At 73.5% G+C, this 12,161-nt stretch carries 10 protein-coding genes, 1 tRNA gene and 1 riboswitch; of the genes, 2 read left to right on the plus strand and 9 right to left on the minus strand.

The annotated features are described in order from the left end of the window. Window positions 1-28 precede the first annotated feature (28 nt). Window positions 29-343 carry a DMT family transporter gene (locus ACIQI7_RS35180; protein ID WP_387756878.1) on the minus strand — a complete coding sequence of 105 codons (315 nt, stop codon included), beginning with the start codon at window positions 341-343 and terminating at the stop codon, window positions 29-31. Window positions 344-387: 44 nt separating this feature from the next. Beyond that, window positions 388-454: riboswitch (guanidine-III (ykkC-III) riboswitch) on the minus strand. A gap of 83 nt (window positions 455-537) precedes the next feature. On the opposite strand from ACIQI7_RS35180, the gene ACIQI7_RS35185 reads away from it, so the two are divergent. After that, window positions 538-609 (plus strand) — tRNA-Cys (locus tag ACIQI7_RS35185). Between the two features lie 87 nt (window positions 610-696). Here the strand turns inward: ACIQI7_RS35185 and ACIQI7_RS35190 are convergent. The 6 genes from ACIQI7_RS35190 to ACIQI7_RS35215 all read right to left on the minus strand — a co-directional run bounded on the left by ACIQI7_RS35190 (window position 697) and on the right by ACIQI7_RS35215 (window position 8,108). Then, on the minus strand, window positions 697-3,024 hold the full coding sequence (locus ACIQI7_RS35190; protein WP_401117991.1) for a xanthine dehydrogenase family protein molybdopterin-binding subunit: 2,328 nt from the start codon (window positions 3,022-3,024) through the stop codon (window positions 697-699). After that, window positions 3,021-4,283: a 2Fe-2S iron-sulfur cluster-binding protein gene (locus ACIQI7_RS35195; RefSeq protein WP_401117993.1), complete on the minus strand. Its 1,263-nt coding sequence runs from the start codon at window positions 4,281-4,283 to the stop codon at window positions 3,021-3,023. The genes ACIQI7_RS35190 and ACIQI7_RS35195 overlap by 4 nt, the downstream gene beginning before the upstream one ends. Then, window positions 4,280-5,146: an FAD binding domain-containing protein gene (locus tag ACIQI7_RS35200; RefSeq protein WP_387757053.1), complete on the minus strand. Its 867-nt coding sequence runs from the start codon at window positions 5,144-5,146 to the stop codon at window positions 4,280-4,282. Before ACIQI7_RS35200 ends, ACIQI7_RS35195 begins: the two co-directional genes overlap by 4 nt. A gap of 313 nt (window positions 5,147-5,459) precedes the next feature. Then, a complete protein-coding gene (locus tag ACIQI7_RS35205) occupies window positions 5,460-7,070 on the minus strand; it encodes a beta-N-acetylhexosaminidase (protein WP_401117995.1) in 1,611 nt (536 codons plus the stop codon). Window positions 7,071-7,181: 111 nt separating this feature from the next. Further along, window positions 7,182-7,460 (minus strand): DUF3039 domain-containing protein, encoded by a 279-nt coding sequence (locus ACIQI7_RS35210; RefSeq protein ID WP_224282582.1) that lies wholly within the window; start codon window positions 7,458-7,460, stop codon window positions 7,182-7,184. Between the two features lie 63 nt (window positions 7,461-7,523). Next, window positions 7,524-8,108 (minus strand): YqgE/AlgH family protein, encoded by a 585-nt coding sequence (locus ACIQI7_RS35215; protein ID WP_387756874.1) that lies wholly within the window; start codon window positions 8,106-8,108, stop codon window positions 7,524-7,526. A gap of 307 nt (window positions 8,109-8,415) precedes the next feature. On the opposite strand from ACIQI7_RS35215, the gene murA reads away from it, so the two are divergent. Next, window positions 8,416-9,756, plus strand: coding sequence for a UDP-N-acetylglucosamine 1-carboxyvinyltransferase (gene murA, locus ACIQI7_RS35220; protein ID WP_401117998.1), 1,341 nt, complete (start codon window positions 8,416-8,418; stop codon window positions 9,754-9,756). 73 nt (window positions 9,757-9,829) lie between these two features. Here murA and ACIQI7_RS35225 read toward each other — a convergent pair whose 3' ends face one another. Together ACIQI7_RS35225 and ACIQI7_RS35230 are read right to left on the minus strand one after the other, a co-directional pair. Then, window positions 9,830-10,114: an HU family DNA-binding protein gene (locus tag ACIQI7_RS35225; protein ID WP_030242980.1), complete on the minus strand. Its 285-nt coding sequence runs from the start codon at window positions 10,112-10,114 to the stop codon at window positions 9,830-9,832. Between the two features lie 507 nt (window positions 10,115-10,621). Beyond that, on the minus strand, window positions 10,622-12,094 hold the full coding sequence (locus tag ACIQI7_RS35230; protein ID WP_387756872.1) for an NAD-dependent malic enzyme: 1,473 nt from the start codon (window positions 12,092-12,094) through the stop codon (window positions 10,622-10,624). Window positions 12,095-12,161 lie beyond the last annotated feature (67 nt).

Here is a 12,161-nt window from a genome sequence, read left to right on the forward strand (position 1 = left end):
CAGGGGCCCCGGGACACCCCTCGGGGGCTCAGTGCAGCACCTTGAGACCCACCACGCCGGAGACGATCAGCAGCAGGCAGGCGACCCGGGCCGCGGTCACCGCGTCCCCCAGGACGGCCATCCCGTAGACCGCGGTGCCGACCGCTCCGATGCCCACCCAGACGGCGTAGCCGGTGCCGATCGGAATGGTGCGCATCGCGTACGCCAGACCGCCCATGCTGAACAGCAGTGCGACGCCGAAGACGAGGCTGGGAACGAGCCGGGTGAAGCCCTTGGACGATTCCAGGGCGACCGCCCACACGGTCTCCAGGAAACCCGAGACGATCAGAACGAGCCAGGCCATGACGGTGCTACCTCCGCAGTCCACAGCGGCCGGATTGCCGCTGAACTGCGCCGTCTTGTCGTCACCGGGTACGACGCGCTCGTCCGGGGTGGCGGAAAAGCACGCCACCTGTCTCCGACGGTAGCACACTGCCACGCAGAATTTACAAAGGAGCATTGACCCCGCTCCCCCGGACCGGCCACTATGAATTCACTGGCCGTGTGCCCGAGTGGCTTAGGGAACCGTCTGCAAAGCGGTACACGCGGGTTCGATTCCCGCCATGGCCTCCCCGGAAAGGGAATTGCCGGTCGACTCCGATAAGTCGGCCGGCAATTCCCTTTCGCTTTTCCGGATTCTCCCGGGAGACCATCCGGTCAGGCCGTGACGGCGTCCTCCGCCCGGATCGGCAGCCGGCCGACCGGCAGACCGGTGGCGGCGCGCACCGCCGCGGCGACGGCCGCCGGGGCGACCACCGCGGGGACGGCGCCGACCGCCTTGGCGCCGAACGGGGCCACCACGTCGCGCTCCTCCAGCAGCGCGGCGATCCGCACCTCCGGGGTGTCCAGCGCGGTGGGCAGCCGGTAGCCGGTGAGCGACGGGTTCTGCAGCACCCCGCCCTCCGTCCGCAGGTCCTCCAGCAGCGCCAGGCCCACGCCCTGGGCCACCCCCGCCTCGATCCGGTCCTCGATCTGGCGCGGGTTCAGCGCCCGGCCGACGTCCTGGGCCACCGTCATCTCGACCACCCGCACCGAGCCCAGCTCGATGTCCACGTCCACCACCGCGCGCATGGCGCAGAACGAGATGGAGACGAAGGCGTCGCCCTGACCGGCGTCGTCCAGCGGCTCGGTGGGGTGCGGGCGGCACTGCGCGGTGGCCCACAGCTCCTTGCCCTCCAGCGCCTCGGCGACCGGCATGCCGAGCACCCCGTCGTACGAGGTGATCTTGCCGTCGGAGATCTGGAGCAGCTCCGCCGACATCCCGAAGTTCGCCGCGATCGGCTGCAGCAGCTGGTGGCGGACCATCAGCGCGGCCCGCTCGACGGCGCCGCCGGAGACCCAGGTGTGCCGACCGCGGGCGGACGGCCCGGCGATCGACTGGTCGCTGTCGGCCGGCGCGATGTAGACCTCGCTGACGCCCAGCACGGTCTGCACGATCTGCCGGGCCAGCGTGGCGAAGCCCTGCCCGGCGTCGACCGCCGCGCAGATCACCGTCGCGTGGTCGCCGCTGACCCGCACGGTCGCGGTGGAGACCTCGTCCTCGCCCTCGGCGCCCAGCATGTGCACCATGCCGACGGCGTAGCCGATGCCGCGCCGCACCGCCGCCGGGTCGCCCGCGCCGCCGGGCCCGCCGGGCAGCAGCCACTCGGCGTCCGGGTCGTCCACCGGCAGGGCCGGCAGCGGCTCCGCGGCGACCGCGTCCAGCAGGGCGCGGACCGGCGCCGGGCAGGTGACGGCCTGTCCGGTGGGCAGCGGGTCGCCGGTGGACATCGCGTTGCGGCGCCGGATCTCCACCGGGTCCACGCCGATCCGGGCGGCCAGCTGGTCCAGCTGTGACTCGTAGGCGAAGCAGGCCTGCAGGGCGCCCTCGCCGCGCATCCGGCCGGCCGGCGGGTTGTTGGTGCGCACCGCCCAGGCGTCCACGAAGACGTTCGGGCAGACGTACGGGCCGGCCGAGAAGGCCGTCGCGGCGGCCAGCGCCTCGGCGGAGACGTCCGCGTAGGCGCCGCCGTCCAGCAGGATCTGCGCCTCGACCTTCACCAGGACGCCCTCGGCGTCCGCGTGGTGGCGGTAGCGCAGGAGGGCGGGGTGGCGCGAGGTGTGGGTGTGGAAGGACTCCTCGCGGGTGAGCGTCATCTTCACCGGGCGGCCGGTGCGCAGCGCCAGCAGGGCCAGGGTGACCTGGAACGAGATGTCCTCGCGGTCGGTGGTGGCGCCGGGCACGCCGGTGACCACCAGCCGGACCCGGTCCGGCTCCAGGCCGAGGCAGGCGGCGGTGCGGTCGCGGTCGCCGTGCGGGTCGGTGGAGGACAGGTGCAGCTCGACGCCGCCGTCCGGGCGCGGCACGGCCAGCCCGGCCTCGGCGCCGAGCGGGGCCGGGTCCTGTCGGCCGACCTGGTAGAGGCCCTCGACGACGACCTCGCCGACCGCGTCCGGGTCCCCGGTGCGCAGCGGCAGGTGGCGGAACAGGTTGCCGTCCGGGTGCAGCGGCGGCGCGGTGAAGGCCTGCTCGGGGTCGGTGACGGCCTCCAGCGGCTCGTAGTCGACCGTGATCAGGCCGACCGCCAGCCGGGCGGTGTCCGGGTGGTCGGCGGCGACCGCGGCGATCGGCTCGCCGTGGTGGCGCACCACGCCGGAGGCCAGCACCGGCCGGTCGGCGACGATCGGCCCGGCCGGGGCGCCGTCGGCGGTGCCGTCCGGGCCGGGCGGCAGGTCCGCGGCGGTGACCACGGCGTGCACCCCGGGCAGCGCCAGCGCGGCCGAGGTGTCGATGCCGAGGATCCGGGCGTGCGGGTGCGGCGAGCGCAGCACGGCGCCCCACAGCAGGCCCTCGGCCCACAGGTCGGCCGCGTACGGGTAGATGCCGAGCGCCTTGGGCAGCGCGTCGCTGCGCAGCGGGGAGCTGCCCAGGCCGATCGGCTCCGGTGCGCCGCCCTCGCCGCCGTCCTGCTGGAGTGCTGCGCCGATGTCGGTAGGCGACGTCATGATGCGTGGTCGTCCTCGGGGAGCCGGATGCCGTGGGCGGGGGTGGCGCCGTACGGGGCACCGGCCGGGGCGCCGCCCTCGGCCGGGGCACCGTGCGGGTGCGGGGCGGCGTACGGGGTGCCGTGCGGCGGCGTGCCGTCGTAGGCGGCGCCGGGCAGCGGGGTTCCGTGCGCGGGGGTCGGTTCGTAGACCGGGGCGTCGTACCCGGTGTCGTAGCCGTTCTGCTGCGGGTGGCCGTCCGGGTAGGGCACGTAGGTGCCGTGCGCGGGGGTGGCCTGGTACGGCTGCTCGGGGTAGCCCTGGGGCGGGTAGTACACCTGGTCGTCGGCGGCCTGCGCGGGGACGGCGTCCCGGATCGGGGCCAGCACGGTGGTGTCGTACACGCCGCTGTCGTAGCCGTGGGGGTCGCCGTACGGCAGCCCGGCCGGGGCCTGCTCGACGCCCGGCGGCCCGGCGGCGTGCTGCTGCTCCGCGGGGTTGTCGAGCGGGTGGGGCACCGGGTGGGCCGCCGGATGGGGCTCGACGGGCTGCTGCGGGACGTGCTCGATCCAGGCCTCGGCGTCGGTGTAGACCGGCGGCTCGACGGCCTGCCCGGGCTCCACGGAGGGCTCCCCGGGCGCCTCGGCGGCCCGCCCGGGCTCCGCGGGCGCCTCCGCCGGAGGCTCGGCGGCGGCCTCGGCGGGCCCCGCGGCCTCCTCCGCCTCCTCGGCCTCCAGCGCGCGGGCGTCCGCGACGGTCTGGACGGCGGCCAGCACGCCCCGGTAGCCGGTGCAGCGGCAGAGGTTGCCGCACAGGGCCTGACGGGCCTCCACCTCGGTGGGCCGGTGGTTGCGCTGGAGCAGGTCGTGCACGGCCATCGCCATGCCGGGGGTGCAGTAGCCGCACTGGACGGCGCCGGAGGCGGCCAGCGCCTGCTGGACGTCGCTCGCGCCGCCGGCGGCCGACAGGCCCTCGACGGTGTTGATCTCGCTGTCGGCGGCCAGCGCGGCCGGGACCAGGCAGCCGGCCACCAGCTGGCCGTCCACCTGCACCGAGCAGGCCCCGCACTCGCCCTGCTCGCAGCCGTCCTTGGCGCCGGCCAGGCCGAGCCGCTCGCGCAGCACGTAGAGCAGGCTCTCGCCGATCCAGGCGTCGGTGACGGGCCGTTCGAAACCGTTGACCCGCAACGTGTACGAGGCGCACGGGCGCAGCTCGCGGCTGACCTGCGGGGAGAGGCCGAGCGGGTCGGCGTCCAGGGTCTCGATGGGGTCTGTGGTCACTTCAGCGCCCTTCCCAGTGCCCGTCGGGCCAGCACCGATACGGTACGCCGCAACCGGACGGCGGCCGCGGTCGGCCCCTCGGTCACGGCCTCCCAGGCGCCCTCGGCGCCGTAGTCGTCGGGGACGCAGGCGGAGGCCACGTACTCGCCGAAGGCGGCGGTCGCGGCCGGGTCGATCTCCCGGCTGCCGTCCCAGTCGATGCAGCCGGCCACCCAGGCCTCGGCCTCCAGCGGGCGCAGCGGGACCGGCGCGACGGCCCCGACGGCGCAGCGCACCGAGCGCCGGGCCGGGTCGAGGACGAGGGCGACGGAGGCGGTGGCGCGGGCCGGGCCGCTGCGGCCGGTGGCCTTGAGGAAGACCTGCGGGGCGTGCAGCAGCGGGACGCGCACCCAGGTGAGCAGCTCGCCGGGGCGCACCGGGTCGAGCCCGGTGAGCAGGTGACTGACCGGCACCTCGCGGGTGCCCCCCGCCCGGGCCAGGGTGACGCTGGCCTCTAGCGCGGTGAGCACCGGGAGGGTGTCGCCGGCCGGGGCGGCGGTGACGATGTTCCCGCCGAGGGTTCCGACGTTGCGGACCTGCGGCGGGCCGGCGGTGCGGGCCGCGTCGGCGAGCGCGGGGATGAGCGCGGCGAAGTCGGGGCGGTCCATCCGGGCGTGGGTGAGTCCGGCGCCGAGCACGGCGGTGCCGCCGTCCTCGTAGCGCCAGCCGCGCAGTTCGGTGATCCGGCCGAGGCCGACCAGGGCGGCGGGGCGCAGTCGGCCGGCGTTGACGGCCTCCATCAGGTCGGTGGCTCCGGCCACCGGTACCGCGGCCGGGGCGGCGGCCAGCGCGTCGACGGCCTCGTCGAGGGAGGCCGGCAGCATGATCGTCCGGTTCACCTGGGTCCCACCGTGCTCCACTTGCTCATCGATCGCCTGCCGCCCGCCGGCCTTCGGCCGTGCCGTCCTGCGTCAGCAGCCCGGCCTGGCCCGTAGGGTACGGGCGATCGGGCCGGGTTGGGCAACTCTGGCACACAATGCTCGATGATCACTTCTGGGCCGGTGAACGGGGCTGCCCGATTGGGACTGATACCGGGCGGTATCTGCCCCGACCCGCTCCGGGTCAGGGCAGATGTTCATCAGTTCTTGACGTCGGACGACCGTTCAGAAGTTCCCGGCGAGGAGCACCGGGGCGTGTCTAGCGCACCGGCGGCGGGCCCTCGATCGGCCGGCCGGCCACCCCGGGCCGGCGCTGCCACGGGTGCGGCCCGTCGGCAGGGCGGTACTCGACGCCGAGCGCGTCCAGCGCCCGCAGGTGCGTCGTCAGCCGCCGCTCGAAACCGGCGAAGTCCCGCTCGGCCGGCTCGGCGGGCAGTTCGGACCAGGCGACCTCGGCGAAGGCGACCAATCGGGGGAAGGCCCGGTAGTCGAGGTCCCGGGCGCTGTCCATGAACTCGCTCCACAGGTTGGCCTGGGTGCCGATCACGCGCCGGGCGGCGGCCTGGTCCAGCTGCTTCGGGACCGGCTCGAACCGGTAGACGTCCTCCAGCGTGCGCACGAAGCCGACCGGGATCGGCTCGTCCGGCCCGTCCGCCTGCCGGTGGTCGAAGTAGACGTGCTGCTCGGGGCACATCACCACGTCGTGCCCGGCCTTCGCGGCGGCGATCCCGCCGCCGAAGCCGCGCCAGGAGGAGACGGCGGCGCCCGGGGCGAGCCCGCCCTCCAGGATCTCGTCCCAGCCGATCAGCCGGCGCCCGCGCTCGGCCAGCCAGCGGTCGAAGTGCCGGATGAGGTGGCTCTGCAGCTCGTCCTCGTTGGCCAGGCCCAGTTCGCGGATCCGGGCCTGGGCGGCGGCGCTGTCCTTCCACTGCTCCTTGGGGCACTCGTCGCCGCCGAGGTGGATGAACTCGGACGGGAAGAGCTCCAGGACCTCCTCCAGCACGCCCTCGAAGAAGCGCAGGGTCTCCTCGGAGGCGTTGAGCACGTTGTGGCTCACCCCCCAGTCGGTCCAGACCCCGAGCGCGCCGGTGTCCACCACGTCGGTGTTGCCCAGCTCGGGGTAGGCGGCGACGGCGGCCTGGGTGTGGCCCGGCAGGTCGACCTCCGGGACGACGGTGACCCCGCGGGCGGCCGCGTAGGCGACGATCTCGCGCAGGTCGTCCTGGGTGTAGTAGCCGCCGTGCGGGCGGTCGTCGCGGCGCTGACCGGTCCGGTAGCCGACCATCGAGCGCTCCCGCCAGGCGCCGCGCTCGGTCAGCCTCGGGTAACGCTTGATCTCGACCCGCCAGCCCTGGTCGTCGGTCAGGTGCAGGTGCAGCACGTTCAGCTTGTGCGCGGCCAGCAGGTCGACGAAGCGCAGCACGTCCGACTTGGGCAGGAAGTGCCGGGCGACGTCGAGCAGCGCGCCGCGCCAGCCGAACCGGGGGGCGTCCGCGATGTCGGCGCCGGGCAGCACCCAGCCCTCGCGGCGCAGCGGCGAGCGGCGGTAGGCGTCCGGTCCGAGCAGCTGCCGCAGGGTCTGCGCGCCCCACAGCGCGCCGGCCGGGCCGCCCGCGGCGACCAGCGCGTGGCCGGGGCGCACCGTGATCCGGTACGCCTCGGCGGCGAGCGTCCCGTCCTGGACCAGTTCGATGCCCGCACCCGGCCGGCCAGGGCCGAGCGGCAGCCCGGTGGCGGCGGACAGGGTGGCCCGCAGCCAGCGCTCGGCGTCCGCCAGCGCGGGGGGTGCGGTTAGCGTGGTGGCGGCGTCGAGCGGATAGTCCTCGTCCGGGTGGCGGGCGGCACTCGAAGGTGCGGGAATGAGGTCCATTCCGACATCCTGCCCACGCCCCGGACGATTGGCATAGACCACCCGGGAAACCGGGTGCTATGCAAAACGGCGTCGTGCGGAACGCCACGGACTCCCGGCGGACGCCCCGGACTACTTGTTGTCGCCGTCGCCGCCCTGCGGCTTGCCGATGCCGTCGTAGATCTCCTTGCACATCGGGCAGACCGGGTACTTCTTCGGGTCGCGCCCGGGCACCCACACCTTGCCGCAGAGCGCCACCACGGGGGACCCGGAGAGCGCGCTCTCCATGATCTTGTCCTTCTGGACGTAGTGCGCGAAGCGCTCGTGGTCGCCGTCCCCGTTGGACACCTGCGGGACGGGCTCGACCAGGGTGCCGGTGCCGAGGCCGCGCTCGGGCTCAAGAGTGCTCATGGGTGCCAAGTCTATGGGGGCCTGCGGAAACCGGGCCAGTGTCGCGGCGCCCGGCCGGTCGGCTCAGTTCATCGTCGGGTCGTCCGGGTAGGTCGCCAGCAGGGCGACCGGCCCGCGCTGGCGGCGCAGCACCGCGCGCCACAGCCGCTCCGGCTCGGGGCTGGAGACGTCCCCGGGCTCGCAGTCCACCAGGTACCAGGCGCCGGTCTCCAGCTCCGCCTCCAGCTGCCCCGGCGACCAGCCGGCGTACCCGGCGAAGATCCGCAGGCTGCCCAGCTCGCCGGCCATCACCTCGGGCGGCGCCTCCAGGTCCACCAGACCGATCGCGCCGTGCACCCGCCGCCACCCGAGCGGCTCCCCGGTGCCCGGCTCCCCCGGCGCCACCGCGAGGCCGAGCGCCGAGTCCAGCGCCACCGGGCCGCCCTGGAACACCACGGCCGGCTGTCCGACGAGTCTGTTCCAGCCGTCCAGCACACTGCCCACCTCGACCGGCGTCGGCCGGTTGAGGACCACGCCGAGCGCCCCCTCGGCGTCGTGGTCGAGGAGCAGCACCACCGCCCGCGCGAAGTTCGGGTCGGTGAGCAGGGGCGTCGCGACGAGCAGACGGCCGGTCTGGGACCGGCCTCCGTGCGAATGGGCCGCCGTCATGCCCACATGATCCCGCAGAACCGCTCCGCTCGGACACCGCAACATGCCGAAACCCGCCACGCCGGACGAACACCCGTACGGCCGTACCGGAGGGCGGGTGCGGGCCCGGAGAGAGCACCATCACGGGAGAGGCTCACGGGAACCATCGGCACGCCCACTACCATCTACGTCTGGTGGACGCCTTCATACGGTGCCGACTCGGTTTCGCCGGGGGCCCGAACGCGCCCGTAGACGACCGGTCCACCACCGGCTCTCTCTCGGAGCCCCCTTCCCCCCGACTCCTCTGGCACCCCGGATTGCGAGAACGATGACCGACGACGTCCTGCTGGTCCACGGCGGAAACCCGCTCGAAGGCGAGATCCGCGTCCGCGGAGCGAAGAACCTGGTGCCCAAGGCCATGGTCGCCGCCCTCCTCGGGCAGGGCCCCAGCAGACTGCGCAACGTCCCGGACATCCGCGACGTCAAGGTGGTCCGCGGCCTGCTGCAGCTGCACGGCGTGACCGTGCGCACCGGTGACGAGGACGGCGAGCTGATCCTCGACCCCTCGCACGTCGAGAGCGCCAACGTCGCCGACATCGACGCCCACGCCGGCTCCTCGCGGATCCCGATCCTGTTCTGCGGCCCGCTGCTGCACCGCCTCGGCCACGCCTTCATCCCCGGCCTCGGCGGCTGCGACATCGGCGGCCGCCCGGTCGACTTCCACTTCGAGGTGCTGCGCCAGTTCGGCGCCACCATCGAGAAGCACCCGCAGGGCACCTACCTGGTCGCCCCGCAGCGGCTGCGCGGCACCAAGATCGAGCTGCCGTACCCCTCGGTCGGCGCGACCGAGCAGGTGCTGCTCACCGCAGTCCTCGCCGAGGGCGTCACCGAGCTGCGCAACGCGGCCATCGAGCCGGAGATCGTCGACCTGATCTGCGTGCTGCAGAAGATGGGTGCGATCATCACCCTGGGCACCGACCGGACGATCCTGATCACCGGCGTGGACGAGCTGAACGGCTACAACCACCGCGCGATCCCGGACCGGCTGGAGGCCGCCTCCTGGGCCTGCGCGGCGCTGGCCACCAAGGGCGACATCTACGTCCGCGGCGCCCGTCAGCTGGAGATGATGACCTTCCTGAACACCTTCCGGAAGGTCGGCGGCGCCTTCGAGGTGGACGACGAGGGCATCCGCTTCTGGCACCCGGGCGGCGAGCTCAAGGCGATCGCCCTGGAGACCGACGTGCACCCGGGCTTCCAGACCGACTGGCAGCAGCCGCTGGTGGTCGCGCTGACCCAGGCCACCGGCCTGTCCATCGTCCACGAGACGGTGTACGAGTCGCGGCTCGGCTTCACCGGCGCGCTGAACCAGATGGGCGCGCACATCCAGCTCTACCGCGAGTGCCTGGGCGGCACCCCGTGCCGCTTCGGCGCCCGCAACTTCCTGCACTCCGCGGTCGTGTCCGGCCCGTCCAAGCTGATCGGCTCCGAGCTGGTCATCCCGGACCTGCGCGGCGGCTTCTCGTACCTGATCGCGGCGCTGGCGGCCGAGGGCACCTCGACCGTGCACGGCATCGACCTGATCAACCGCGGCTACGAGAACTTCATGGACAAGCTGCGCGACCTCGGCGCCCACGTCGAGCTGCCGCAGGAGCAGCTCGTCGACGCCTGACGGTCCGGGCACGACGGCGAGAGGCCGGGCTCCCCAGCGGGGAGCCCGGCCTCTCGGGCGTTCAAGGGGTGGCTCAGGCAGCGCCCTTGGCGGCTTCCTTCAGCTTGGAGCCGGCGCTCACCTTGGCGCTGTAGCCCGCGGCGATCTGGATCGGCTCGCCGGTCTGCGGGTTGCGGGCGGTGCGGGCAGCGCGGTGGGTGCGCTCGAAGGTCAGGAAACCGGGGATGGTGACCTTCTCGTCGCCCTTGGCGACGACCTCGCCGACGATCTCGGCGAAGGCGGCCAGAACGGCGTCGGCGTCCTTGCGGGTCACCTCGGCGCGCTCGGACAGCGCGGCCACCAGCTCACTGCGGTTCATGTGTACTCCTGTGGTCTGTTCGCTTGCGGTGCGCGGGGGCCCATCGGTGCTCCCACCGGGGGGCACCCGGATAGGCCGCAGGTCCGCACACTGTGCTCATGCAGGCAATGCGTGGTCGCAGGCCGGGTCCGTACCCGATGCCGCGCGCCCGGGCCGTCGAAGGCCCACCCGCCCGCCTGGATACGAATCCTGCCCCGACCGGCCCCGAGAAAGCCAATCGGGCCCCGGCTGGGCCACCCGAACATCGCCCGCCCGTCGGGGGTGTGACGCCCCGTCGGCTCCGGCGGACCGGGAGCGGGCGGCGGTCGGGACGACACGCCGGAAGACCAGGGGGACGTTCCGTACTTGTCGGACACGCCTGCCCCGTGCAGAGCTACGGTACGCCCTAGGACTGACAAGCCCAAACACGCCCCTCGCCCTTGTGTCGCAAGGGTTCGGGGCGGCTTGGAGGGTATGACCACTATTCGCACATTTGAGCGATCTGCGACACGTCGCCCGATCCGGCCGTCAGAGCTTGACGGTGGGGAACGCGGCGGTGTCGAGGGTGCCGACGATGCCCGGGGTCGGACGGGACGGCGCGCGGTCGTCCTGGGCGCCCGCCAGGGCCGCCTCGCGCACCGCGGAGGCGACGGTCTTGGCGACGTCCTTGTGGAACACGCTCGGGATGATGTAGTTCGCGTTCAGCTCGTCGTCGGCCACGGTGGTGGCCAGCGCCCGGGCGGCGGCGATCATCATCTCGGTGTTGACGGTGCGGCTCTGGGCGTCCAGCAGGCCGCGGAAGACGCCCGGGAAGACCAGCACGTTGTTGATCTGGTTCGGGAAGTCGCTGCGGCCGGTGGCGACCACGGCGGCGGTCTGCCGGGCGATGGCCGGGTCGACCTCCGGGTCCGGGTTGGCCAGCGCGAAGACGATCGAGTCCTCGGCCATGGTGGCCAGGTCGTCGCCGTCCAGGACGTTCGGCGCCGAGACGCCGATGAAGACGTCGGCGCCCGCCACGGCCTCCTTGAGGGTGCCGGTGCGGCCCGAGCGGTTGGTGTGCTCGGCGATCCAGCGCAGGCTGTCGTTGAGGTCCTCGCGGCCCAGGTGGACCACGCCGCGGACGTCCGCCACGGTGGCGTGCTCGACACCGGCCGCCATCAGCAGCTTGAGGATCGCGGTGCCGGCGGCGCCGGCGCCCGACATCACCACGCGGATGTCGCCGATCCGCTTGCCGACCACCTTCAGCGCGTTGGTGAGGGCGGCCAGCACCACGATCGCGGTGCCGTGCTGGTCGTCGTGGAAGACCGGGATGTCCAGGGCCTCGCGCAGCCGGGCCTCGATCTCGAAGCAGCGCGGCGCGGAGATGTCCTCCAGGTTGATCCCGGCGAAGCCCGGGGCGATCGCCTTGACGATGGCGACGATCTCGTCGGTGTCCTGGGTGTCCAGGCAGATCGGCCAGGCGTCGATCCCGGCGAAGCGCTTGAACAGGGCGGCCTTGCCCTCCATGACCGGCAGCGCGGCCTCCGGGCCGATGTTGCCCAGGCCCAGCACCGCCGAGCCGTCGGTGACCACGGCGACGCTGTTGCGCTTGATGGTCAGGCGGCGGGCGTCCTCGGGGTTCTCCGCGATCGCCATGCAGACCCGGGCGACACCCGGGGTGTAGATCATGCTGAGGTCGTCACGGTTGCGGATCGGCAGCTTGGACGACATCTCGATCTTGCCGCCGAGGTGCATCAGGAAGGTGCGGTCCGAGACCTTGCCGATCGACACGCCGTCGATCGCGCGCAGCTTCTCGACGATCTCCTCGCCGTGCGCGACCGAGGAGGCCGCCACCGTGACGTCGATCCGCAGGGCCTCCAGGCCGGAGGCGGTGACGTCGAGGCCGGTCACCGACCCGCCGGAGGACTCCACGGCCGTGGTGATCGCACTGACGGCATTGCTCTGGGCCGGGACCTCCAGCCGCACCGTGATCGAGTTGGAGACACTGGGCACCGTCGCCATCGACGCTTCCTTCTTCCGTCTGTCCCGCAGGCTCAACATTTTGTTGAAGGCATCGCCTGCGCATGCT

Origin of the sequence: Kitasatospora sp. NPDC092039 (assembly GCF_044756065.1) — a bacterium.
Lineage (GTDB): Bacteria > Actinomycetota > Actinomycetes > Streptomycetales > Streptomycetaceae > Kitasatospora.